This window comes from Lachnotalea sp. AF33-28, from assembly GCF_003477885.1.
Lineage (GTDB): Bacteria > Bacillota > Clostridia > Lachnospirales > Lachnospiraceae > AF33-28.
This window is the reverse complement of record NZ_QUEE01000016.1, coordinates 102,583-127,407: the sequence shown is the minus strand read 5'-3', so window position 1 is coordinate 127,407 and position 24,825 is coordinate 102,583. Positions and strand designations below refer to the sequence as shown.

Sequence of the window (24,825 nt, the reverse complement as noted above, 5' to 3'; positions counted from 1 at the left end):
TTGTCGGAGCGAAGCGAACGCAGACCTCGGACTGTTGATTTTATCAGCGGCAGAGGTAAGCTCCGCAGGACGCACGATACATGGTCTTTAGACTATGTATAGAAGTGCGCCCTTAGTTCCTAAGGGATTTTGCCGTTTCCGGCAGTCTTGTCCTTTTTCTTGGAACGCTTGGAAAGATACTTCGGGCAGTCAACCACAACCGCCCGGAAGCTCTGTTTACATTCGTGCTGGCATTTCCGGCACAGTTCGTTGTAAGTGATACGGCTGCGGTCATTTAAGAAAAAAGACCATTCCAACCGCCGCTTGTTACTCATTCTTGCCATAACCGGCTCCTTTCTCCGTTTCTATCTGATGTACGCAGATAGGCTGTTTTGATGTAGCGTCTCGGTATCATTTTTAAGTTTTTTTCCTCTGTATGCCCCTTTGGAAAGTGCGGCAGTATTGCAAGTCAGGGAATGATACCTCACGCTTATTTGTCGCTTCCCGGTACGGTTTCGGAGCCTTTTGCCATCCATTCAAAGAAAGCAATTTTGCTGACCTTGATAAGTCTGCCCCTGCGGAACGCTGGAAAGCCGGGTGTGTGTACCAGCTCATAGGCGCTCGCTCTTGAAATTCCCATAATCCGCTGAATGTCCGCCACATCCAGAACCAGCGGTAAATCCTCGTAGCTGTTCAATCTCTTTTTATCGTTCATTCTGTTCCTCCCATAAATCAAATAGGTTAAAATGCTTCCTGTTGCCGTTCTCCCCAAAAGCCGTTTTCCTGCCCCATTCCTGCGGTGTTTCCCTGCATTGGTGCGCCGAATGCGTCACTTCTCCTGCCGGTCATATCCCTTTTGGACGGTCATTCACTTGTCAAGGTACTGTGCGGTACGAAATTACCAACTGCAATCATCATAGCGGACTATCCTTGACAAAACAATACTTCTGCGATACCATGAGTGTAACGGATATAACTGAATTATATAATTACCATAAACAAAGGCAGGGGATAGGGATGGAGAATCAGTTTATACGGCATGAGCCATGTTTTGAGAGGATTTTGTTTGTCCTGACGCTGGACAGGAAGAAAATGAAAGAGCGGATTTTGATTGGGGAAGAACAGCAGATCCGCTTCCGTCTGAACGGGGGCCAAAACGCAGAGGTGCTTTGTGATATGACACGCCCACTGGGAACTTTTTTGATAAACTTTGAGCGTGACACGGACAGAGACTGGAACTTATACGGGCTTTCTCCGCTGCGGCAAGCTCTCCACTCCAACCGATGGAAACAGCCGGAGCTGGAGCAGGCGGCAAGCGAATTTCTTTGGGAGAAATATCTTAGCAACGACCCTCTGAAAATGTATGTGGCGTTCCGTATCTGGAACAGCTATCTGCTTGCCAGAGAACCTCGTGACCGTAACGCTGCCTGTGACCGCTTCATGGATAAAATGAGCAGCCTGACCGGGGTATTCCATAACGAAACCATGATCTTTGACAGAGAAACAGGAAAACCGAAACATTTTCAAACTGGCAGCCTTTATTTCAAAGGCGCACCGTCAGAAGATACCCGGCTTGACCTCTGGTTCCCGGACAACCGGCGCACAGAAGAATGTGTGTCTGCCTATGCGTCCCTCTACCCCTTGATTACCTATTATCTGAACAGGCTGAATGACTGGGGGCTTTGCTTCCGGCAGTGCAAGGTCTGCGGGAAATATTTTCTGGCAAAGAGCCAGCGGTATGAGCTGTGCAGCGACAAGTGCCGAAAAGTACAGGCGCTTCAAAACAAGCGGGAATTTGACGAGAGGGCAAGAGAAAACAACTATGACCTGCTTTATAAAAATGAATGCCAGAACTGGCGCAACAAAATAAACCGAGTAAAGAATACCGCAGGCTTTCCGGCTGACCGTCTGGAAAAAATACAGGTTGCCTTTTCCGACTTTAAGAAAGAAGCCTTGCAGAGAAAAAAGGCTGTAAAAACAGGAACAGCCAGCCCGAAAGAATTTACGGACTGGCTGTATCTGCAAAGTAATGTAATTGTGGAACTGACAGAATACTAAATTTTTTTCTCGTTGTGAGGTTTCTGTGACATTTGCCTGATGGCAGTATCGAAATTGCAGTAATTACTCATGCAAAATGCTTCTTCGTTTTATACACTATACCTATATGGTGGAGCACCAAATGAAAGGAGCAAAAAATATGTCTGAGATTCAAAATGCGATTGAAGTAAAGAACTTAAAAAAAGGTTTTGGTGGCAGAGTTTTGTTTGAGAATTTTAGCCTGAATGTAAAAGCAAATACAATCCATGCGATTATTGGCCCGAACGGTTCTGGAAAGACAACACTGCTACGCTTGATTACAGGGGTATACCAGCCAAATGCAGGGACAATCAACATTGCAGGGAAATATGCAATGGAGCTTGAAAATGACTATCTGTATGAAGAACAGACTGGTCTTGAAAATTTGAGAATTTTTGGGAAATACTTTGGATTTGAAATAAATGATCGTTCAGACAGTTATTGTACGCAATTAGGATTGACCGAGCATTTAGGAAAGCGTGTTAGCACTTATTCTAAAGGAATGAAAAGAAAACTGTCCCTTTTGATTGTGATTATGATGGGACGGGATATTCTGCTCATGGATGAACCAACATCGGGTGTAGACCCCATATCCAGAGTAGAAATCCGTAGTTTGATAGAGGCTCTAAAAGCTGACGGAAAAACGGTTATTATCACTTCACATGACCTTAGCGAGATTGAAAAGTGCGCTGATGATGTATCTATGATTAAAAATGGCAGATTGCTGTTTGATAAGGGTATTCAAGAAATGCAAGGACAATCATTGGAAGAAATCTTTATTAAGGAGGGCAATCGGCATGAGTAACATGGGAAAAGGCGCAGGCTACTATCTTACCAGAAGTAAAAGCCTCCTAATTGATACTGCGATTGTTGCCATTCTGGCGATTTTTATGAGCTTTGCAATGCAGATGGACGCCTTGCAGTCTAAGGGAGAAGATTATTTAGTCCTAATGCTCTATGCGGTTATTTTTGGTCTTACCTCCCTGCAATCCGGTGCTATGATTGTAGATTTGACAGCAAAGGATAAGTTAAGCCGGAGAGTTGAATTTTTTGCAGCTTCTGGAATTGCGGTAAAAGAGATTATAAAACAGTATTCGATACAGATTTTCCGATTTTCTGGTATTATCCCGTTCTTTGTTTTTATGAGTTGCTATTACTTTACCGACTGGACAATGAGCTTTGGGCGGATCGTATGCGTTTATCTTAGTATTCTTGTACTTAGTTTTTGTGAGATTGTCGCTTTGAATATCATTGTACTGGATGTAAAACGAGTAAAACTGTTCAAAAATGTTCTGTTCTTTGGTAATTTTGCACTGGTTTATTTGATTGCGATGTCGGCAGAACAGATTACAGAGTTTGTGAATCAACATCATATAGGAATTGACTATTTGATTATTGTGGTTGATGTTGCACTTTGCATGATGTTTGCACTATTAAGTTTCTTTAAGGCTCGGCACATGAGCAACGAAACAGTCATCAGGAGGGATGGCGAATGGGTTTGATAACATTAAACCTTAAAAGGGTATTGAACTGGAATTTTATATTTATGAGTGCGGTAGCAGCTATCTTCGGCATGATCTCTCTGATGAACTTTGGGGATATTTCAGAGAACATTGTATTTGGCGTTGATATAAAGTATTTTATGCTTGATGGATACCTGTGCTTATTTATCTTTTTTGCCGGAGAAATAAGCAAGGATATGTTGCAGCAAGAAAAAATCACAAAGAGAATAGAATGGAAACTTGCTAATGGTATTAAAATCTCAAGTATTGTTAAGGAGAATCTGCTATCACTATGGATTGGAACGCTGATCCTTTTGTTTCCTCTACTTTTGATGATTTCCATTCGTCTGCCAAACCTTATCTTGTTATTAAGCACCTATTTTCTGATCCTTAGCATATTGTATTCGGCATTTATAAATGTTTTGATTCTCTGGATTAGAAATATGAACTGGTTTAAGAGTATTCCTATCTTTGCAACACTGCTTCATATTTTGCTGGTTGTCTTAAAATGTGGGATATTTATGAAAACGAATAATGTGTGGGTGTTGCTACTATTTTCTCCAGTGAGTATAATAGTTTTGACTGCGTGTGGTTTATGTCTGATGACTAAAGAACGGATCGTATCATCATATTACTAACATAATGAATTTTAGCTGAAAGGAGGGGGGGCTATGCAGGATAAACGCTTCTATCCGTATCTGTTTCTTCATGCGGGTATTGTGACTTTATGGGTTATATTGGATAGAATACATAAAGGGATTGCGAATGATGGAGTCATCAACTTATTGTCGATTGCCGTCTTGCTTTGTTATTTCAATCTGCTCTATCTTCATGTAATGACATCACGGCGAGAAGCAACAATATCCGAATGTGGCTGGAACCTGCTTTCTGTTTCCTTTATTGCGGCGCTGATGTATGATGGATTTTCCACCTTATACACGGGTGCATTTCTGGTTTTTGCATTGATTATCGGAATAATGCTGGTAAGAACTGACGCAAGCCGGGGAAAAATGGTTCGCTTGCTGTTTGGAATTGCGTCTATCATACTGTCGTTTTTCAATTTCCGAATTCTACCTGCGATAACTATGTTAATTGGAATGTTCGTGGGAATTTTCCTTGATTATAAATATATAAATTTGAAACAGGTTAATATTCTTCCGATTGCCCAGAGGAAAGCAAGATATGTCCTTGTTTTCATGATTCCTTTGCTTACAATCGTACTTTATTGCTTTGATTTGTCCACCCTGCAAGTCAATGTGTTTTTTCAGCTTATAATGCTTTTATTTGAGGCCTTTGCTGTCATTCATCTTGGCGACATGGAGGCCCGTTACAAGGAGTTGACAAAGTATTATGAATTAACGAACTATATTGCAAATGAGAGGGAAGATTTCTCAAGACTGCTTCATAACGATGTGCTTCAAGACATTGGAGGTGCCAAAAATCTCCTGTCGCTTCGCTCACCAGATGTTGATGAAACAAAAAGGATATTGTCTGATTTGGAATTGCGGGTAAGAAATATGATGAATTTCTATTCCTCTAATATCTTTTCGGGGTATGCTTCATGGGAACATATCGGATATATGCTTGACGCGATTAAGAAGCTGTACCCAAAGAAGAATATACTTGTAGATTTCACGATTGACAGCGAAGCAAGGATTGCTTTGAAAAAAGATAACAGTTTGGAACAGACTATGCAGATAATCAAAGAACTTGTCAACAATGTTTATAAACACGCTGCCGCTACTTTTATTCATTTGGAAATCGCGCTAAATGAAGAAAGTAGATTCGTAATTACCTGTCAAAATGATGGAGCGAAACCAAATGACATTGAAAATATTCTTTCTTCCAAAGGTGGTATGCTGTTCTTGACGGTGTTGATAAATGGGAATGGTGGTAACATTCAGTATTTAGAGAAAGATGGTATTTTAACTGCAACGGCAGTTTTGGGGAGAAAAAATGAAGATATTACTATTTGATGATCACAGGATATTTGGAGAGAGTTTAAGCAAACTTCTGGAAGATTGGGATGAAATCTCTATCTGTCGCTATGTAAGTAATGAAACAGAGTTTTGGAATATTCTTTCCGTAGACGAATGGGACATTGTATTACTTGATGTCAACCTAAGAGAGCAGTCAAAAAGTTCTGGCATTGATCTGATAGAAACGATATATAGTAAAAAGCCAAAAATAAAGGTGGTTATGCTATCCTCTTATGATATGCCAGTTTATAGACAGGAGGCACTTAAAAAAGGCGCCGTAAGTTATATTGATAAGTCTGCTTCTGCTGACGAGTTGGTAAAAAAACTCACAGCTATTAGTAAAGGTCACAAGTCCACTACGCCCCCTTTATTAGATCCCCTGACAGATCGTGAAGCGGAAATTATTAAGGCGATTGGAACAGGGAAAACAAAGCATGAAATAGCGCAAGAACTGTATATCAGTGAACGGACACTTTACAACCATATCCAAAGCATCTATGATAAGCTGGGGGCTAAAAATGCTATCGAAGCCTATAACAAGGCTATTGCACTTGGATATATCACACCCTTAATATGAGTTTAGGCAATAAGAGGGACAGATATATCAGAACACAAGTGACAAGTATGCACATTATGTAAGCAGATAGCAAAAACAAGTATCATTGAACGACTTCATCAAAACAATAAAGAAAAGCCGGGAGCAAAATTAAGTCTGCTTCCAGCTTTTTTGTATTTGTTATTGTATGTGGTTGACTAAGGAATATTGTTTAAGCGTGAGTTTGTGATATTGGGTGTGGTATCTTTAACTATGGGAAACTCCGCTCTCCCACTTGGATATGGATGCCTTGGTCACACCGATATGGGATGCCAGTTCTTCCTGAGTTATCTTTTTCTCCCGACGTTTCTGCCAGATCGTCCTGGCAATGTTGATTTCTTTCATAGCTTTTCACCGTCCTCTAAGATATCTGATACCTGGTAAATTGTTGCTGCTTATAGTACCGTAAACTTCCCGCGCATATCCGCAGCCGTAAACAGTAATTGAAAGCTGCGGCTGATACGGCAGGAGATATATTTACAATATACCGGATCTGCGGTGAATTTACAAAGGAACGGCAGTTGATTTTTCTATACAAAGTTTACTGTCAGGAAACACAGAACTAGCACAGGCCTGTTCCTATGCTTTCTGCCGTTTCAGCGGCAGAAAGCTCCTGAAATTCGGAAACCTTTATCTTCCTGTGTAAGAGCTTCGTCCACCGGTCCATCTTCTCCAGCATTTCTATATTCACGTCACTGCCTTCGCGAAGGAATTCCTCGTAAATAGGAACCAGCCGCTGCAATGCGGCCCCCCGGGCCTGTACCTGATCCCATTCCTCCTGCGTCAACAGCTCCGGCTTTTCCATGTCAAACAGCCCTGAGACATCCAGGTGCAGTTCGCTTTGAGCTATGACCGCGGCCTCCTGCAGCGTCATGTGACGGCCAGTGGTCTGTGAATAAATCTTATTCATCTTCGCAAATGCATGGTCATGGTCCATCAGCGGATGAAGCCTCATCAGCGCACCGGTGCGGTTATCCATAAACAGCCCCCAATTGCCGGTATGCCGGTCCATATTGTTCAGAATGTAATCCGCCACCTGCATCTGCAGGTAATGTGTGCGGTCCAGCTTCAGGATCTCATCGAAAGGATCCCTGCCCTGGCTCTCACAGTAATATTTATAATCCTCAAAGGTGACCAGGGAGCGTTCCTCCGATGTGATCAGGCCGGACTTCACGACCTTTTCGTTCCACAGCTCTATCTGCTCCTGCTTATCATCGGAAGCGACTTCCTTTAGTTCCTCACCCTCCACCACATAATAATTTACATGTTCAATCCCAAGTGCATCCAATATCTGGGATGCAGGAACCTCCCTCCGCCCGATTTTATACAGGTACAGATCATTCTCCTTACGGATCCACGCCTTGGCGCTGATTCCCTGTGTGGTAAGCTCCGGTGTCCGAATCTTTTCATGCTCCGTAAGCGATTCCCCCAAAAGCGCGGTGACTGCCAGGGATTTGGAGATGGTATTGCAGTACAGATTGATGTCGTGCCAGTTCAGCGCCTCCTCTTCGTTCCGAATCCAGTAACAGTCGGTCAGATTCAGGGCATGGCAGGCCTCACAGACAGCGATGGAATTGGTCTGCGGCAGCCTTAGGGAATTTAAGATCAGCTTTGCATTGGTTCTGCCAAGCTGGATCGCCCGGTTGGACAGCCATACGCCATAATAATCAGCCAGCGTAACGTCCGGCTTTCTGATGCCCACCGGAAGCAGTTTCGGTTCCAGGATGCGGCAGGTACCGTCCTCCGCCACCTCGAGTACCGGCACATCTTTATGCATTAACAGAGTTTTCATTTCGCTACTCCTTCTGTCACCAGCCGAAGGCTGATGACCTACGCACACATCAGTGTGCTACCTTTTCTGTCACCAGCCGAAGGCTGATGACCTGCGCACACATCAGTGAGTTTTCTCTTTGTACTATATCTTTGAGTTCATATAGTTCCTTCCCCATACTTCCATCGCGTCAATAATGGGGCGCATGGATTCCCCTAAATCGCTTAAGGCATATTCCACGCGGGGCGGTACTTCGGGATAAACCGTGCGTGTAATGATTCCGTCGTCTTCCATAGAACGGAGGCTGTCGGTCAGCACTTTCTGGCTGATCCCCTCCAGGTCTTTGCGCAGTTCGTTAAATCGCCAGGATCGCTGTAATAAGTTCCGCATAATCAGCAGTTTCCATTTGCTTCCGATCAGCCGTACCGTAGTTGCCACAGGACAAGCCGGCATTTCCTCTTTTGTCAGCATAGGAGCGCTCCTTTCCAAAGGTTCAAAAAAGAATGTTACATTCAGATTATAATATAAAGGCAGCAAAACAACAAGAACGGGTTACCAAAAGGTAACTAAGTAATAAAAAGGTGCGTACTTTTTTTCTACTCTGCCGAGACGTACAATGGATTCATGGAACAGCAAATGCTCCAAATAATAAAATGGAGGCAAGTATCATGGCACTTTCAAATCTGATTGGATGGACAAAGGAGAATGAGGAAACAGCAGCTTCTGCCTGCGGCACTGCATGCGGGGCAGGCGATACACCAAAAGAGAAACCTGCAGCCTGCGGTTCTGCATGCGGGGCGGGCGATACGCCGAAGGAGAAACCTGCAGCCTGCGGTTCTGCATGTGGGGCAGGCGATAAATAAACAGCCCGGCGGCAAAGTGTTCCCGGTAAATGATTACTCTTTACCGGGAACAGGTTCAGAACAGTCCGCATCGGCTTTTATCGAAAAGACGATATCAAAGAGAGGAACGATATGAAAGAATATTTTGCCTTCCAATGGCATATCACTGACGAATGCGATCAGCGCTGCAAGCACTGCTACATATTTTCTGAGGACAGCAGCAGGAACACGGACGCCATGAATTGGAATCAAATGCGGGATACCTTTTACAACTGTCTTGACTTCTGCAAGGTATACGGCCGTCTGCCTTATTTTTATATCACGGGCGGCGATCCGATCCTGCATCCGGACTTCTGGCGGCTTCTCTCCCTGTTAAAGTCGCACGAACTACCGTTTACGATTTTAGGAAATCCGTTCCATCTAAATGATGCGGTCTGCCGCAGATTAAAAATGTATGGCTGCCAAAAATATCAGCTGTCTCTTGACGGAATGAGGGAGACACATGACTGGTTCCGAAAGCCGGGTTCGTTTGACTGCACCCTTGAAAAAATCGGCTGTATCAAAAGAGCCGGCATCCGCTCCGTGATTATGACAACGGTATCCGGAATGAATATCAAAGAAATACCCGCGGTCATCGACACGGTTACCGCGTATGGCGCCGATGTATTTGCCTTTGCCCGCTATTGTCCCACCAGTGAGGAAAAAGACACTGGCATAAGCCCCAAGGAATACCGTGAACTTTTGGACACCTGTTATCACATATTTAAGAAATATGAAGCGGAAGGCTGCTCCACTTATTTCAACAAAAAAGATCATCTATGGACGCTGTATGAGTATGAAAAAGGGATTTTCAAAATCCCGGAGGACGCAAAAGACGGCATAATGTACGGCGGCTGCAACTGCGGGAACTGTCACATGACCATTCTCCCTAACGGTGATCTTTACGCCTGCCGCCGCGTACAAAACAGCAAGGTCGGCAATGTGTATCAGGACCGCATAGCAGATGTGTGGGTCTGCCAGATGGAACAGTACCGGGATTACACCAAATTTGAAAAATGCGCCAAATGCGAATTATTAGCCTACTGCCGGGGCTGTCCGGCTGTGGCAGGCGGAAAAAGCGGTAACTTTTATGCAGCGGACCCGCAGTGCTGGAAAGAGGTCATATAATGAATGCAGAGATATGTTTAAAAAAGTTGAGCTATACAGGCGTTTTATATTTTGCCACCGTAGGCCTTGATCGGACGCCCCAGCTGCGCTGTATCAGCGCGGTTCACTTTGAACCGGATGCATTCTATTTTTTCACCGCGAGAGGAAAGGATTTCTGCAGAGAGCTGCTTTTAGACGGCCAGGTGCAAATTCTGGCATATACCCGTTACAAGGAAATGATCCGTGTCTTTGCAACGGCTGCCGCGGTATCAGAGCATGAGCAGAAAAAATATATAGATATGATTTTTGAGGAGCAGCCTTACCTTGCCAATGTATACCCCGGTTCCACACGGGATATCGGAATTGTTTTCGCTGTCCGCGATATGCGGATTGAATATTTTAACTTAGGGAGCAATCCGATTTTTAGGGAGCAGTACAGTATGGGAAAAGGTAAGATAAGGCAGAAGGGTTACGAAATCAGCGACCGGTGCATCGGGTGCGGGACATGCGTAAGGGGCTGTCCGCAGCAGTGTATTGAAGCGGGCAGCCCCTATCGGATCATACAGGAGCACTGCCTGCACTGCGGAAGCTGCTTTGAGCATTGTCCGGTACAGGCGGTGGAGAGAAAGACAGGGGATAACAGCGCAAATTTATAGCTGTGATGTCACAAAAATATCATAGATTGCCCGTATCGCCGTCTCAAAATCACTGTTCTTCACGCCGATGATGATGTTCAGCTCGCTGGATCCCTGGTCGATCATCTTCACGTTGACATGGGCATGGGCCAGCGCTGAGAAGATCCTGCCCGCGGTGCCCCGCGTTGCCCTCATGCCGCGGCCCACCACCGCGATCAGAGCCAGATCCGATTCCAGATCCACGAAATCCGGCTGCACCGCCCGATGGATGCCGGCGATCACCTGCTGCTCCTTTTCTACAAATTCGGACTGATGCACGAAGATCGTCATCGTATCAATACCCGAAGGCATGTGCTCGAAAGAAATGCCGTTTTTCTCAAACACCTCCAGCACCTTCCTGCCGAAACCGATCTCCGAGTTCATCATGGCCTTATCTATATTGATGGAAGCAAATCCCTTCTTACCCGCAATTCCGGTAATTGTATATCTCGGACTGCGGCAGGTGCTCTCCACTATCATGGTTCCCTTCTGCTCCGGAGCATTGGTATTGCGGATATTGATGGGAATGCCCTCTTTTCTGACAGGGAAGATCGCGTCCTCATGCAGCACGGTGGCTCCCATATAGGACAGCTCGCGCAGCTCACGGTATGTAATGGTTTCAATCACTTCCGGATTGTTGATGATTCTGGGATCCGCAACCAGAAAACCCGGCACGTCCGTCCAGTTTTCATAGAGATCCGCGTTGATTGCCTTGGCCACCAGAGAACCTGTGATGTCGGAACCGCCTCTGGAAAAGGTTCTCACAGTGCCGTCCGCAGCCGCCCCGTAAAAACCCGGGATCACCGCGCGCTCCGTACCTTTAAGCCTTTCCGCCAATGCAGCGTTTGTCTGTTCCGCATCAAAAGACCCGTCCTCATCAAAGAAGATTACCTCGGCCGCATCCACAAATTCGTATCCCAGATAGGCCGCCATTATGATTCCGTTTAAATATTCCCCTCTGGATGCCGCATACTGACATCCGGCTTTTTTCTCAAAATTATCCTTAATGTTCACAAATTCTTCATTCAGGCAAAGCTTTAAGCCCAGCCCCTGGATAATTTCCTCATATCTCGCCTGTATTTTTTTCAACAGCGGCAGAAAGTCTTTTCCTTCCACAGCCAGATCGTAGCACTGATACAGCATATCGGTCACTTTGGTATCATCGGAAAACCGCTTTCCGGGAGCAGAAGGCACTACATATCTCCTGGAATCATCCTCATGTATAATATCCGCCACCTTTTGAAACTGCTTCGCGCTGGCCAGAGAGCTTCCTCCGAATTTCACTACCTTTTTCATCTTCTGATTCCTCCTGTTGTTCTTTCGACATAAACACATGTCCTTGCTATAAAAACATCGGTTCTTTTAAAATACACTTTTTTATCCGGAATAGCAAGTATTTTTTCTGAATTTGTAGTTTTTCTTCCTTTTTACCAGCCCTGCAATGAAAATTGCTTCTCTTATGTACTCTTTTTACAAAAAAGAAGACCTGTATTCTGTGGGTGAACAGCCCATCTCCCGTTTAAAGACCTTTGCGAAATAGCAGGGGTTGGAAAAACCGGATCTGCCTGCAATTTCCGTAATGCTTTCCTCCTGTCCGGACAATAAGGGCAGGCTCTGCTCAATCCGGTAGTGCAGAAGATATTCAAACAGCGACTCCTTCATATATTTTTTGAAGAAACGGCAGCACTCGCTTTTGCAGATGTTCGCGGCAGCAGCGATATCTTCCAGCGTAATCCGATCCGCGTAGTGGAAATGTATATAGGAAAGGATTGCCCTAAGCCTGTCCAGGTTCTTCTCACTGGCCAGATCCGTAGAATCCCCGCTGATCTTTGCATTTTGGGTGACGGCGAGCCAGATCCGCCCGATCAGAAGAATGATTTCTAATGCATACGCCCGGTCCCGGCGGCTGTGGCAGCGGTAGATTTCCTGCAGATCCAACAGCACCTGTCCGTGCCAAATGCTGCTTCCATCGAAATGCAATGACGAAAATCCCGGATCGCCTATCAGCGGATCCACATATTTCTTTTGAATCAGGCTGTTTTCAAATCCGCCCAGCACCCGCGGATGAAAAGTGACGGAGAGATAGAGGCAGTCCTGATTCTCATGCATATGACCTGTATGAAGCGTATTGGCGTTGCCTAGCAGACCTTCCCCGGCTTTCAGATGATAGAGCACGTCATTGACCTGATAATCGATCTCTCCCTGCATCACATAAGTCAGTTCCACCTCCGGATGCCAGTGCCATAAAAAGGCGCCTCTCTCATAACGCGACAGCATTTCCAGACTGACATTCACCGGAAACTCTGCGCTTCCATGGCTTTTCAGTTCTTTTCTTTCTTCATTGATCCTAAGCTGCATGGGTACTCCTGTATTTTATGGGCCATATCTCAATATCGTTATCATAATTGAGAATATAGTTGTTGTTTTATAATGATAATCTCATTATAATTATATTCATCATATGGGTCAAGCAATATCGATCACGAAACAGAGAGGAAGAACACTCATGAACTTGGATCATGTAAGCCAGGCTCTGTCCGGCAGCAAGGCGCAGACTCTTTTAAAGGAACTCTATACCGAAGCCGGCGCAGTTACCAATCAGGAACGCTACCTGCATGTGGCGGAAGGCTTCTGCCGTGTATTCGGTCAGAAGGATTTTGAATTTTTTACCTCCCCCGGCCGTACGGAGATCGGCGGGAATCACACGGATCACAATCACGGAAAGGTCCTGACCGGCAGCATCAATCTGGACTGTGTGGCCGCCGCCGCGAAAAACGGTCAGGATACGGTACATATTGTAAGCGAAACCTATCATCAGGATATCCGCATACGGCTCGATGAGCTGGAGGCCGGCGAAGAAACAGGAGGAACCCTCCCTCTGCTCAAGGGCATTTTGAACGGATTTCTGCAAAAAGGATATGCTGTGGGGGGATTTGATGCCTATATCACCAGCAATGTGATCAGCGCTGCCGGCGTCAGCTCCTCCGCTTCCTTTGAGATGCTGATCTGCTGCATCGTCAACTATTTCTTTAATGACGGCAGGCTGGACGCGGTAACCTGTGCCCAGATCGGTCAGTATTCCGAAAATGTTTATTGGAACAAGCAGTCAGGGCTGCTGGATCAGATGGCCTGCGCGGTGGGCGGCGTAATCTCCATCGATTTTAAGGACACCTCGCATCCGGTTGTAAAAAAGATGGATTTCAGCTTCAATCAGATCGGCTGTGACCTGGTGATCGTCAACACCGGTAAAGGCCATGCGGATTTAAGCGCCGAATACTCTTCCATCCCGATTGAAATGAAGGAAGTAGCCGCCTGCTTTGGCAGAGAAGTGCTGGCTGAAATTACGATGGAGGAGCTGCTTAGCGACCTGCCCCGCGTGCGCCGGGAGGCAGGGGACCGCGCGGTGCTGCGCGCCATGCATTTTCTGGAGGAAAACAGCCGTGTGGATGAAGAGGTGAAGGCTCTGGAGGAGGGGCGTTATGACGCATTCCTTACCATGATCAGCGATTCCGGCAACTCCTCCTGGAAGTGGCTGCAGAACTGCTACTGCATCGACAGCTATAAAGAGCAGTCCATCACGGTCGCTCTGGCGCTGACAGAACTTTATCTGAAAAAGCTGTCCCGGGGTGCCTGCCGCGTCCACGGCGGCGGATTTGCGGGAGTGATCATGGCGGTAATCCCTAAGGAACACACTGCGGATTACATGGAATATATGGAATCCAAGCTGGGCAAAGACACGGCCTATGTAATGAATATCCGCAAATATGGCGCCATTCATTTTGATCTGTAAGACCATCTTATTAAAAATTCAGCCCGCGGCGGGAGGCGAATGCCCCCTGTCACGGGCTGAAACTTTACTTACTGTTTACGGCCGATAAAGCAGCGTATGACAGTAAGAAACTTTAAAGACTCTTTTCCAGTATCTGAACCTCAAAGCCCTCCAGCACATCTTTCTCCCGTCCCCTGATCATGTGATAGGAGGGATCTATATGATAGGTCTTTGTCCGGTTGGTATGGTTCACCGCAAAGAGCCATCTCGTATGCTCATTTTCTCTGGCTGAAAGCTCGACCCCGTATTCGGTATCTCCGAGGCATTCTACGCCCGCCTCTTTGGTCATGCGTTCCATCAGAACGTTCATCAGTTCCTCGCCCGGCTCTGTTCCGACGTAATAGCATATGCCGTCCCCATAGGAATTCACCGTGATACAGGGCGTACCGCTGTAGAACTCGCCTGCGTACTCCGCCAGCACGCTGACGGAATCCTTTGTCACCCTCATCAGATCGCTCCAGAGCGCCGCCGTATACTCCCTGCCATCGATGCGCACCGGCACATCCGTTCCCCGCAGACAGTCATAATCCAGCACTTCGGTGCCGGTCAGTTCCGTCAGTCTGCCGGGCAGCTCCCTGTCCGTCATGCAGATATTGTGCTCATCCTTCACGCCGGTGCGCATGGTCAGCACCAGCCGGCCGCCTTTTCTTACATAGTCAAAATACTTTTCCTCAAGGTTTGGATTCATCAGGTACTGCAGCGGTGCAATCAGCAGCTTATACCTGCCAAAATCACCGTCCTCCGGGACAAAATCCACGGGGATATTCTTCTCATACAGCGCCTTGTAATACTTCTGCACCTGGCCGGTATAGGACAGATCCGGATGATGGGGCTGAATCTGCAGAGCGTATTCCTGTCTGAAAGAAAAAACAATGCCGGTCTCCGGCCTCGGCATGCTTCCCTGGATGCGCTCCATGATTGGTGTCATTTCCTTTACCGTAGCCTGCAGTTCATAGTAACGCCGTCCGGGATTGCCGCTGTGCGGCAGGATGCCGTGCCAATACTGTTCCGTGCCCATCGCGCATACGCGCCACCTAAAGAATACAATGCAGTCAGCACCGTGGGCCACCGACTGAAGCGCCCAGGCGGACAGCTGCCCGGGCGCCGGAGCGCGTCCCATCAGCTGCCAGCCGGTTATGCCGGATTTCTGTTCCATAATCCAGAAATTTTTATTTTTATAGCTGCGGACAACGTCCAGATTTGCCGCCGATTTCCAGCCATTCGCTTTGGTATCCGATGTGGAAAACCCTCCCGGATACTGGTCATGGCTGACAAAATCCAGAGGAACCGACAGGTCGTAATAATCCACCTTGTTGGCAAACCCCATATAGTTATGTGTGATAAACTGGTTCGGGCACAGCTTCCGGATAATCTTAGTCTGCTCCTCTAAAAAGTCCACAATCAGATCCGAGCAAAAGCACTTCCAGTCCAGCATGGCGGACGGGTTTTCTCCGGTCACCGTAACCTTTGGTGTAAATACTTCCGCAAAATCATTATACTCCTGGCTCCAGAAAGCAGTTCCCCAGGCCTCATTGAGCCTGTCCACCGTCTGATATTTTCTCTTCAGCCAGCTCTGAAAGGCGCTCCTGCAGTGGTCACACATACACAGATCCTGATGGCTGTTGCCCAGCTCATTGTCCGGCTGCCAGCCGATCACATTTGTATTACCGCCATAATGCTCCGCCATTGCGGTAACCATCCTGCGGATCATGGCCCTGTATACCGGATTGGACTGGCAGTCATGGTGACGGCCGCCGAAGCCTCTCACTTTTCCCTCCCGGTCCACCGGCAGAATATCCGGATAACGGTTGATCATCCAGGCCGGCGGAGCCGCACTGGGCGTCCCGAGCACAGTCTTGATCCCATAGTCTGCAAGCAGGCTGACCGCACGGTCCAGCCAGGAAAAATCATATCTGCCTTCCTCCGGTTCCAGCTTGTGCCAGGAAAATTCCGCCATCCTCACAACCTGTATCCCCATCTCCCGCATCAGCCGGGCATCGGTCTCCCAGCGCTCTTCGGGCCAGTGCTCCGGATAATAATCCACTCCAAAATGAATCTTCATCTCTGTCTCCCTCCTGTTTTTTCATTCAGCGGCAGATGTTCACCGATTCCCCTTCCAGCAGATGCGGCCTCACCGAAGTGACCATGCCGACCTTTTTGCCGGCAATCCGATCCAGCAGCACATCCACACACCGCCGGGCCTGTTCTTCTATGCACAGGGAAACCGTGGTGAGCAGAGGGCTTACATACTGTCTGCTGCTGATCCCGTCAATCCCCATTACGGAGAGCTCCTCCGGGATCTTCCGGCCGGCCTGGGCAAAGCGGTTCAACATTCCAAGCGAAAACGAATCGTTAAAGCCGATCACCGCCGTAGCGTCGCATCCGCTCTCAAGAAACGTTTGCGCAGCTCTTTTTCCGCTTTCAAAATACGGATCCCCAAAAATTGACCGGTCGGCGGATTGGCTGCGGCCTCCGGTAAAAAGATACCGCTCGTAACGCTTTCCCAGGAGAGGGCGCATGATATTTTCATAGGCCGCATATCTGGAATGCACGAGTCCGGTGCCCGATTTTAATCCGGGAGCCGCGTACGCAATTTTTCTGTGTCCCTTTTTCATCAGATAATGAAGGCCGATCTCCATCGCGTCATAGGTATCCGCATTGACATACGGAATGCGCTTCGTATGAACTACCGGTATGCCGTAAGCCGCGCTGACGATGGGTACAGGAGCATTCTCTCCGATCTGCTCCTGTATCATAAGAGCATCGTCTTCGTTTTCCACAATGACTCCGTCCATCCGGCATCGGCAGAACCTATCTGCATTGAACTTGCTGAACAGAAACATCGTATATCCCAGTTCATCCGCATACCCTGTCATATGGCTGAACAGTTCCATATAAAAGGGGTTGGCGGTATCGCGGCACAAAAAACACAGCTGATTTGTCTGTGCGCTCTCACTGACGGCACCGGCAGGATTGGGACGGTATCCCAATTCCCTGACCGCCTGTAAAACTGCCTTTTTCTTATCCTCCGCCACATAGCCTCTGCCATTCATGGTTCTGGACACCGCGCTTACGGACACGCCGGCTCTCTTCGCCACATCTTCTCTGGTTACCACCTGCCTGCCTCCTTATTGATCTATTGTACTTACGCCGCAGCCTGCCTGCAATGGAAACATATATGCACAAATGAGTCACACCGTCCTTCCGGCCCCGCTTCTGCACCTGTAAGCTTCCAGTGCGGCATCCATATACTCCCGTTCACTTTGAGCCTCTCCGGAATAAGGATACTTTAATGCCTGTTTATCAAACCGCTCCTTTAGGCCCAGCGCCGTTTGCTCATCCTCCTCTGCCAGAAGGGCATACGCATATGCCAGACGGATTCTCGACAGATAGGAGGAGGTCATCTTACGGTATTTATTCAGCCCCTCTGTGCAGAGCGCCTCTATCTCCTCTTTGCGGCACTCGCCCAGCAGTTCGTAATACAAAAGATCGCAGCGCATCTCATACTTATGGATTTCCGTCAGTCCGGGCGCTTCCCTTAGATACTGACGTATCCTGCCGGACGCTTCCTGAAATTCATGCAGATCGCCGTATCGGCAGCATTCCAAATATAGAGTGCCGCAGATCAGAGGGTCGGACAGATCCGCATCCTCTGGAAGGAGAAACCATTCCTTTGGCAAATCCCTGATTCTAAACCCTTCCGCCAGCTCCGCGCTTACCGTAAGCTGCAGGTTTAAAGCCCGGTCGGCTGCTTCATCCCGCTTGACGGAGACTGCGTTGCTGCCGTCATTGGGAAGTCCCATTCTAAGTTTCGGCACCCCGTTCGTCCATGCGATAAACAGACCGGTAAACGCCATAGTAAATAGGAAAAAGGACAGAAAAGGCATGTCCGGATATAAAAGATACAGGATCAAAAACAGAACGGAGAGCATCCCGTTTAAAACAATTCCGCCCAGGTTGTAGCAAACTGCACCGTTTCTGTACCGTTTTCTTTCCGGGGGAATCATCAGACACTGTCCCCCCGTTCCCTTCAGAGTAAACCTTCTGATCCGAAACCCCTCTCCGGTTTTTATTAACATAAGGCTTCCGATCCTGAAGGAAAGAAAACGGTATCCGCACAGCAGTCCGAACAGCAGATGTCCACCCTCATGCACAATCACCTGCATCTGAAACGCCAGTACCGCAATAAACAGCATCAGCGCCAGCACAATCAGATACTGCGCCGGCCGCGCAGCTCTTTCAATGCACGCGAATGCTCCCGGGCCGCCTAAAATCCCGGCTAAAAAGCCGGTGCACAACAGTCCCAGATATCCTGCCGCCGTATTCTGCCTGGCTTTTTTAGCTGTTTTTTTCTCTGATAGCTTACTCATAATATTTTTATCTCCCTGACTGAACATCCATTTGCACGCGCCTTGATCCTTGCTAACAGTCAATAGACAATTTATGTAAATATGTCAGTACACTAGTTCTCCTGCGGCGGATCCAAGGTGCACGCGGATTCTGCGCGCACACCTCGGATACAGCCCTCTGTCAGGACTCCTGACCGCCCCTGTCCAGCACATAGGTCCGGTAGAGCTGGTCGAATATGTGGATATGGCACTTTTCATCCAGTATGATCCGGTTCAGAATCGCCACTATATTCTCGTCCTTAATCCGCTCCGCCTGACGCCGGTATTTCATTATCGCTTCATTTTCTCCCTTGATCGCATTCCTAAGCAGCGGCTCCAGCTGGCACGGATACTGATTGCAGCCCGGCGACCAGTATGAAGCCCGCCGGCCGGAATAGCTCCACAGCCTGGGATCCGCGCCCAGCCGGTACGCCAGCTGCCCGTACATATCCAGATGATGCATTTCCACGATCATGATGTGCTGGAAGCACTCCGCGATCTGCGCATACGGCTCTTTTGATATCAGGCTGTTATAAAAATACAGGCTGACCGCCGACATCTCCGAATTACAGGAGCCGATGTTGCTTAGCATCTCCGCCGCATATACTAAATTCGGCCCGCACACCTCTATGGGCGGGTACGGAGCGCTGTCCTGATAGATAAACGTTTCCTGATCCATAGTAATCCTCCTGTTTCCTTTACTCTTACATACTTATGAGACAAGGAACAGGATCAGCACTAAAAACTAAAATCCACCATGACCGGCCTCTCAAGCGGGGTCTTATTGGGCGCATGGTAGATCAAATATTTTTTCCCTTCAAAGGATTCAAAGATCATTCCATGCCCGCCGTCTTTCACATCCAGCGGCCGCTCCATCTGTCTCCAGGGGCCGTCCACTCTGCCGCTCTCACTCACCGCCAGCCCCATGGCATACCCTGTAGCGGCAAAGCTTGACCAGAGCATATAGAGCCGCCCTCCTTCGTTAAAAAGAAACGGGCCGTCCGTCACATAGTTATCCCCCTCCCCGGCGGCGCGCACCCAGGGCGCATCTTTAGCGTGAAAGAGCACCTGCGGTTCACCTGCTGCCTCCTTAAGCCCTGCGGACAGCCTCATGGCGCATACCGCGCCGTTTCTGATCTGTGTCCATTCATGGCAGAATATGATCCAGGGCTCACCGTCCTGTTCATAAAAGGTGCCGTCCAGGCATTCCCAAGTCTCAGGCGTCACAGGCCCTTCCGAGATCGGGACAAATGGGCCCAGAGGGCTCTCTGACTTTAAGATCTGCGTTCCCCGGCTTTTACCTTTGGCTTTAAAGCTGGCAAACATATAATAAGTGCCGTCAACTTTATGTACCTCGGGAGCCCAGAAATTTTCTTCGGCCCAGAAATCTTTCGACTTTCGAAATGCCGGATACGGCCCTTCCCAGTTTACAAGATCCCGGCCTGCATAGACATCAAACCCCTCTCCCGGACCGCCCCACGGCAGTTTGTCTGTGGTTCCGTAGAGGTAATAGGTTCCGCTCTTGGCATCGCTTAGTATAAAGGGATCTCTGATTCTGATTTCGGATGATTTCATAGCGCTTCACTTCTCTCCTGTTTTATAGATTGTGTTTGTTCCTATATAGTTTAATATCTGGCGGGGGGTATGTCAAATAAAGTGTAACAATACACAGCGCTGTCCACAGCTGCCTTAAGCCCGCCGCATCATACGCTGCTTTACTGGCAGATCAGAACTGCCGCATGCTGCCGTGTAGACCTCCCACGCATGAGAGAACCATACTTAGTCATGAGTGATTGTTTCGGCAGCAATAAAAATATAATAAATACAATTTATTGATATATTAATATAAATAATTTAACATTATACTTAATGTCTGTTATAATTTTATGAGTATTTCTAACACGCAACAGGCAATATGCAACAGTTCGGGAGTATACAGGAGGATGTACATGAAAGAATATGATATCATTATTATAGGCGCAGGCCCGGCCGGGATCAGCGCTTCCATCTATGCGGTGAGCAGAGGGAAAAGCACTCTGGTCATTGAAAAGGACAGAATCGGCGGCCTGATCGGCAAGGTTTCTACAGTAACTCATTACAGCGCGATTATGGAAGAGGAAACCGGCGGGACCTTTGCCGCCAGGCTGGAGGCGCAGGCAAGGGGCGCGGGTGTTGAATTTTTATTTGCAGAAGTGACTGCGGTCAGCCTGGAGGGCGAGTGTAAAGAGGTGACCGCAGGAGGTCAGACCTATAAAGCCCGCCGTCTGATTCTCGCAAACGGTACCACGCCCAGAAAGCTGGGCATACCCGGTGAGGAGAAGCTGTTTAAAAAAGGCGTGGGCGGCAATGCAACGAAGGATGGGGCAGCCTTTACGGGCAAACATATCTATGTGGTCGGAGGAGCGGACGGCGCGGTGAAGGAAGCGCTCTATCTGGCTCGTTTTGCCGATAAGCTCACCATCATACATTTTGAGGAGAAACTGGGTACAATTCCGGAATTTTTAAGAAAAGTCGAAGCCGCAGACAATATTGAAGTGCTCCTGAATACAAGGCTGACCGCCGTCAGCGGGGAAGACCGGGTGGAAAGCCTTACACTTACAGATATAAGAACCGGCGAGGTCCGTACCGTAAATGACAGTGGCTGCGGCATATTCATCTATGCAGGCTCCACTCCCAACACTGGGCTTTATGCGGGATTAAGCTTAAAGGACGGTTATATCGCAGTGAATGATAAGATGGAAACATCGATTCCAGGCGTATATGCCGCCGGCGATATCTGCGTCAAGCAGGTTCGTCAGGCCGCAACTGCTGTTGCAGACGGGGCGGTAGCAGCCATTAATGCCGCTATGTAAAATTCGCACTGCGGCTGGAAGGCAGTATGCCGCTGAAACGATCCGCCGCAAGAGGCGGCTCAATAAAACAGTGTATTAGTTTTCTAAAAACGGCATGATTTCGGTCATGCCGTTTCTCCGTTTTGAATGTCATAGAGTAAGTTGGTGGGAAGTATGCCGATATAGTTGTAGCTGATGTCCCGTTTGCGCTAATGGAAGATGAATTTACTCGCCAAAGATAAATCCAACGATTCGGTCACTTGCTTTGTCTGCAGCGGATATAATATCCTCTTTCTTCCAATAAGGCTTGTCAGCATTCTGATATTTGGAAACTAAGGCACGAGCTATAGGATATTGGCTGTCGATATATCCTGTCCTGTTTTCGAGCTTAGTCGAAACCTTTGTTCTAAACCATTCATTTCCGATTGCCCGGTTAATCTTTTCTTCAAGAAGAATCTTGTTGCCTAATTTGTTTACAATGCCGTAGAATTCTTCTTCGCTGTCAATTTCGGCATCCTTTCTGATCTCCTGAAGATTGTTGCCGCTATATGGCATAATGTGTTCAATGTCGTATTTTGTTCCAAGTGTGAAATCCAGCCCTTTTTCTTTTGCAAAAAGGTACTCGTTCAGATATACCAGCACATTGCCATCATAGTCATGTAATGCTGCCCGAACAGTTTCTTTATCCCAATTAGAATGAATATGTTCGTTAAAATCATGTATGATTTCATCGATAGCGGTGCTTTTGCTAACGAACTTGGCTTCTTCTCCAAACAAAAATGTCTTAAAATACTTACTGGAATAACCAACATCGACAAGTTCGAGAAGAGAAAACAGCCGAAGCAAACACGTAAGAATCGGCTCTACGATTTCTTCTGTGATATGATTCTCATCGAATCTAAAAAAGTAACTTGCCAAAAACAGCTTTGTGTTCTCGTTGAACTTCAGCAGAACTTTCATTTGAGGATATTCAGAAACCTTTTTCCAAACCTTAGCCAGTTTCATCATATCAGAACACATACCGATCGGATTAGTAATTGGCATTTTATTAATCTCGGTAAAATACCTTCTCAAGCCAGGTGTGGTTACATTGACTGCACCTGTTTCGCTTATCGTTTCTTTGTTAACAGTTCGTATGTAATACATGTACTGCATCAAAATCGAATTGATATCTGCTAAACGAATACTTTCCAACTCGTTTATGCAGTTGTTCAGTTGTTTCCACAAATCCGCAAACTCTTTTTCTTTGCCTCTTTTTTCTGCTTCCGCATATAGCTTTGCTGAGATGATATCAGAGTCGTAAAGAGGAAGCCCATCGGAGTTGAGGGAGTTAAACATAGTGATAGCTTGTTCAACCTGCCAGCTCTTAATTTCAATTACTTCGCAGTTATCCGTAATGGATTTTGCAATACTGTTCAATTGAGAATCTGACAGCTCACGGATCATTCCATAGAAGAATTTAAAATTTCTAAAGAAGTTCGTATATCTGTTGTCTTTTTGCTTGTACTTGATCTTGATCACTCTTGCTTCTGCTGAAGCGTAATCCGTAGCCTGAAGAATTGCTGCCAATTCTGTCTTGTACTGCTCGTTTATAGAAAAGTTCTCAAGGATGATTCCACGGCGGCATATTTCAGCATCTTTAGCTGCATCGGGCTTGTCTGAAATATCTTCTGTTTCTGCCTTGTACAGAATGCCCATAATTCTTCTTCTGCGTTCCTGCAAACCGCGGCAGAGGCTTGCAGAGTCCTCATCGCTTGCGGTTCTCTCAATTGCAATATTAATTCTGAAAAGCAGCGCTTTTAATAACAGCAAAAATGTGGTAGTTCTCTGCTGACCGTCAATAAGTCCGTACTTTGTGTCATCATCCTGACAGTTGATAATAATTGTTCCGAAGAAGTATCTGTCCCTGCTTTCGCTTTCAACAAAGTCATTTATGTCTTGCCACAGCTTATCGCAATGATCAATACCCCAGGAATACGCGCGCTGGTATTCTGGTATGGTAAAAACAGTATCTTCTTCAAGTTTCAGATAGTCGCCAATCTTTTTAAGTTTGGGTTCAATATTTTTTGCCATAATCAAATCTCCATAATCGTTCTAAATACTTCATTGAGTTACTATGTTTCAGCAATCTTTTCGATCGCATAGAGCGGCAAATTTATAAGCCAATCTATTCTTTTTATATTTGAAGCCGCATTATGCTTCTGTACTTCGTAGGTGTTACCTTCTCTTTTAAACGGAAACATTTCGAAAAATAAAATGAGTTATGAAAACCGACCCTTTCTGCAATTTCTTCCACGCTCAAATCCGTGCCGATCAGCATTTCCTTCGCATCATACATGCGCAGATCCAGGATATATTCACCGACAGACTTGCCGGCGGATGCTTTAAACAGAGCTCCGAAATATTTGGGCGATAAATTGCATTTTCCGGCAAGCTGTACCACGGAAATATCCTCGGTATAATGGTCTTTAATATACTTCAGCCCATGACGTATGCCCGGATGCATGGGCTGACCTCTATGTCCCAGGCCCGACCGTTCAAGCAGCAGGGCGACAATTTCAAAAAAAAGGCCTTTCATCTTAAGCACGGAAGCCGGGCCGGATTCGCAGAAAGCGCTGTAGCACTGTGCAAAAAGGCCGGAAAGGCCATCGTCAGATCCCCTGGCTATAAAATCCGGCAGCCGGATGCCAGCTGGAACAAAAACCGTGCGTTCCATAAGACGTATTGTCTTCTCGTTATGGTCGCTCGATATCACCGAATGCATATAGTACTCTTCTGCTGTAAAATTTTCCTCCGGCTTCGGCATCATCCAGTCAAAATGCACGCAGTGGGTCCGAAACCCGCTGCTTTCCTCCACGACAATATGATTTTTAACAAAGGGCTTCAGATAAAAGGTGTCCCCTTTATGAAGGCTGTATTTTCTGCCGTCATAAAACATATCCACTTCACCCTCCATAATATGCATCAGCTCGTGGTCAAACAGGATGCGTTCCTGCTCGGTATAGGAGTATCCGGGCTTATAGTTATTGACAAACCTGATATAGGGCTGAATCTCATGAAAGCTGATTTCTCTTTCCATTTCTGTCATCTCTTTTCTGTATCCGCAGCCGCTTTGGCGGCTGTCTGAACAGTTACAATTTATCGTACCTTTTTATAGATATCATACCGTAATTGATGGACAATTCCCGCATCCGCGCTACAATGATATCCGTA

Annotated in this window: 25 protein-coding genes; 11 read left to right on the top strand and 14 right to left on the bottom strand. The window is 46.9% G+C overall.

Annotated features, from left to right (window positions below; all coding sequences use genetic code 11):
* Nucleotides 1-119: 119 nt before the first annotated feature.
* Both DWZ56_RS19085 and DWZ56_RS19080 read right to left on the bottom strand, forming a co-directional pair.
* Nucleotides 120-323: a hypothetical protein gene (locus DWZ56_RS19085; RefSeq protein WP_004614949.1), complete on the bottom strand. Its 204-nt coding sequence runs from the start codon at nt 321-323 to the stop codon at nt 120-122.
* Nucleotides 324-469: 146 nt separating this feature from the next.
* Nucleotides 470-694: a helix-turn-helix domain-containing protein gene (locus DWZ56_RS19080; protein WP_005362423.1), complete on the bottom strand. Its 225-nt coding sequence runs from the start codon at nt 692-694 to the stop codon at nt 470-472.
* A 302-nt stretch (nt 695-996) separates the two neighbouring features.
* Between DWZ56_RS19080 and DWZ56_RS19075 the strand changes: the two genes are divergently transcribed.
* The 6 genes from DWZ56_RS19075 to DWZ56_RS23370 all read left to right on the top strand — a co-directional run bounded on the left by DWZ56_RS19075 (nt 997) and on the right by DWZ56_RS23370 (nt 6,113).
* Entirely contained in the window at nt 997-2,037 is a 1,041-nt protein-coding gene (locus tag DWZ56_RS19075; RefSeq protein WP_029472258.1) for a hypothetical protein, read from the top strand.
* 121 nt (nt 2,038-2,158) lie between these two features.
* Complete coding sequence (locus DWZ56_RS19070; RefSeq protein ID WP_009321444.1) at nt 2,159-2,860, top strand: ABC transporter ATP-binding protein; 702 nt, start codon at nt 2,159-2,161, stop codon at nt 2,858-2,860.
* Nucleotides 2,853-3,557 carry a hypothetical protein gene (locus tag DWZ56_RS19065; RefSeq protein ID WP_118344070.1) on the top strand — a complete coding sequence of 235 codons (705 nt, stop codon included), beginning with the start codon at nt 2,853-2,855 and terminating at the stop codon, nt 3,555-3,557. Before DWZ56_RS19070 ends, DWZ56_RS19065 begins: the two co-directional genes overlap by 8 nt.
* Nucleotides 3,548-4,195: a hypothetical protein gene (locus tag DWZ56_RS19060; RefSeq protein WP_118344071.1), complete on the top strand. Its 648-nt coding sequence runs from the start codon at nt 3,548-3,550 to the stop codon at nt 4,193-4,195. Before DWZ56_RS19065 ends, DWZ56_RS19060 begins: the two co-directional genes overlap by 10 nt.
* Nucleotides 4,196-4,228: 33 nt before the next feature.
* On the top strand, nt 4,229-5,533 hold the full coding sequence (locus DWZ56_RS19055) for a hypothetical protein (RefSeq protein WP_118558196.1): 1,305 nt from the start codon (nt 4,229-4,231) through the stop codon (nt 5,531-5,533).
* A complete protein-coding gene (locus tag DWZ56_RS23370) occupies nt 5,514-6,113 on the top strand; it encodes a response regulator transcription factor (protein ID WP_009243057.1) in 600 nt (199 codons plus the stop codon). The genes DWZ56_RS19055 and DWZ56_RS23370 overlap by 20 nt, the downstream gene beginning before the upstream one ends.
* A 225-nt stretch (nt 6,114-6,338) precedes the next feature.
* On the opposite strand, the gene DWZ56_RS19045 is transcribed toward DWZ56_RS23370, so the two are convergent.
* The 3 genes from DWZ56_RS19045 to DWZ56_RS19035 all read right to left on the bottom strand — a co-directional run bounded on the left by DWZ56_RS19045 (nt 6,339) and on the right by DWZ56_RS19035 (nt 8,373).
* Nucleotides 6,339-6,476 carry a helix-turn-helix domain-containing protein gene (locus tag DWZ56_RS19045; protein WP_118558195.1) on the bottom strand — a complete coding sequence of 46 codons (138 nt, stop codon included), beginning with the start codon at nt 6,474-6,476 and terminating at the stop codon, nt 6,339-6,341.
* A 217-nt stretch (nt 6,477-6,693) separates the two neighbouring features.
* On the bottom strand, nt 6,694-7,923 hold the full coding sequence (locus DWZ56_RS19040; RefSeq protein WP_118558194.1) for a hypothetical protein: 1,230 nt from the start codon (nt 7,921-7,923) through the stop codon (nt 6,694-6,696).
* 123 nt (nt 7,924-8,046) lie between these two features.
* Nucleotides 8,047-8,373, bottom strand: coding sequence for a winged helix-turn-helix transcriptional regulator (locus DWZ56_RS19035; RefSeq protein ID WP_118558193.1), 327 nt, complete (start codon nt 8,371-8,373; stop codon nt 8,047-8,049).
* A 197-nt stretch (nt 8,374-8,570) separates the two neighbouring features.
* Between DWZ56_RS19035 and acgA the strand changes: the two genes are divergently transcribed.
* From acgA to DWZ56_RS19020, 3 genes are all read left to right on the top strand, one after another.
* Nucleotides 8,571-8,765 (top strand): ACGX-repeat peptide, encoded by a 195-nt coding sequence (gene acgA / locus DWZ56_RS19030; protein WP_118558192.1) that lies wholly within the window; start codon nt 8,571-8,573, stop codon nt 8,763-8,765.
* Nucleotides 8,766-8,876: 111 nt separating this feature from the next.
* Nucleotides 8,877-9,911 (top strand): radical SAM/SPASM domain protein, ACGX system, encoded by a 1,035-nt coding sequence (acgM, locus tag DWZ56_RS19025; protein WP_118558191.1) that lies wholly within the window; start codon nt 8,877-8,879, stop codon nt 9,909-9,911.
* On the top strand, nt 9,911-10,546 hold the full coding sequence (locus DWZ56_RS19020) for a 4Fe-4S binding protein (protein WP_118558190.1): 636 nt from the start codon (nt 9,911-9,913) through the stop codon (nt 10,544-10,546). The genes acgM and DWZ56_RS19020 overlap by 1 nt, the downstream gene beginning before the upstream one ends.
* Here DWZ56_RS19020 and DWZ56_RS19015 read toward each other — a convergent pair.
* Together DWZ56_RS19015 and DWZ56_RS19010 are read right to left on the bottom strand one after the other, a co-directional pair.
* Entirely contained in the window at nt 10,541-11,860 is a 1,320-nt protein-coding gene (locus DWZ56_RS19015) for an aspartate kinase (RefSeq protein ID WP_118558189.1), read from the bottom strand. The genes DWZ56_RS19020 and DWZ56_RS19015 overlap by 6 nt on opposite strands.
* A gap of 174 nt (nt 11,861-12,034) precedes the next feature.
* A complete protein-coding gene (locus DWZ56_RS19010; protein WP_118558188.1) occupies nt 12,035-12,922 on the bottom strand; it encodes an AraC family transcriptional regulator in 888 nt (295 codons plus the stop codon).
* 148 nt (nt 12,923-13,070) lie between these two features.
* Here DWZ56_RS19010 and DWZ56_RS19005 point away from each other — a divergent pair, with 148 nt between their 5' ends.
* Nucleotides 13,071-14,354, top strand: coding sequence for a galactokinase (locus DWZ56_RS19005; protein ID WP_118558187.1), 1,284 nt, complete (start codon nt 13,071-13,073; stop codon nt 14,352-14,354).
* 112 nt (nt 14,355-14,466) lie between these two features.
* Here the strand turns inward: DWZ56_RS19005 and DWZ56_RS19000 are convergent, their stop codons facing one another.
* From DWZ56_RS19000 to DWZ56_RS18980, 5 genes are all read right to left on the bottom strand, one after another.
* Nucleotides 14,467-16,455 (bottom strand): beta-galactosidase, encoded by a 1,989-nt coding sequence (locus tag DWZ56_RS19000; RefSeq protein WP_118558186.1) that lies wholly within the window; start codon nt 16,453-16,455, stop codon nt 14,467-14,469.
* Between the two features lie 25 nt (nt 16,456-16,480).
* Nucleotides 16,481-17,509 carry a LacI family DNA-binding transcriptional regulator gene (locus DWZ56_RS18995; RefSeq protein WP_118558185.1) on the bottom strand — a complete coding sequence of 343 codons (1,029 nt, stop codon included), beginning with the start codon at nt 17,507-17,509 and terminating at the stop codon, nt 16,481-16,483.
* A 75-nt stretch (nt 17,510-17,584) separates the two neighbouring features.
* Nucleotides 17,585-18,763, bottom strand: coding sequence for a site-2 protease family protein (locus DWZ56_RS18990; protein WP_147369454.1), 1,179 nt, complete (start codon nt 18,761-18,763; stop codon nt 17,585-17,587).
* Between the two features lie 160 nt (nt 18,764-18,923).
* Complete coding sequence (locus tag DWZ56_RS18985; RefSeq protein ID WP_118558183.1) at nt 18,924-19,460, bottom strand: ferritin-like domain-containing protein; 537 nt, start codon at nt 19,458-19,460, stop codon at nt 18,924-18,926.
* A gap of 59 nt (nt 19,461-19,519) precedes the next feature.
* A complete protein-coding gene (locus DWZ56_RS18980) occupies nt 19,520-20,356 on the bottom strand; it encodes a glycoside hydrolase family 43 protein (RefSeq protein ID WP_118558182.1) in 837 nt (278 codons plus the stop codon).
* Nucleotides 20,357-20,730: 374 nt separating this feature from the next.
* Here DWZ56_RS18980 and DWZ56_RS18975 point away from each other — a divergent pair, with 374 nt between their 5' ends.
* Nucleotides 20,731-21,633 carry an NAD(P)/FAD-dependent oxidoreductase gene (locus DWZ56_RS18975; RefSeq protein WP_118558181.1) on the top strand — a complete coding sequence of 301 codons (903 nt, stop codon included), beginning with the start codon at nt 20,731-20,733 and terminating at the stop codon, nt 21,631-21,633.
* 204 nt (nt 21,634-21,837) lie between these two features.
* On the opposite strand, the gene DWZ56_RS18970 is transcribed toward DWZ56_RS18975, so the two are convergent.
* Both DWZ56_RS18970 and DWZ56_RS18965 read right to left on the bottom strand, forming a co-directional pair.
* Nucleotides 21,838-23,685: a DUF262 domain-containing protein gene (locus DWZ56_RS18970; RefSeq protein WP_118558180.1), complete on the bottom strand. Its 1,848-nt coding sequence runs from the start codon at nt 23,683-23,685 to the stop codon at nt 21,838-21,840.
* A 103-nt stretch (nt 23,686-23,788) separates the two neighbouring features.
* Nucleotides 23,789-24,691 (bottom strand): AraC family transcriptional regulator, encoded by a 903-nt coding sequence (locus tag DWZ56_RS18965; protein WP_158584663.1) that lies wholly within the window; start codon nt 24,689-24,691, stop codon nt 23,789-23,791.
* Nucleotides 24,692-24,825 lie beyond the last annotated feature (134 nt).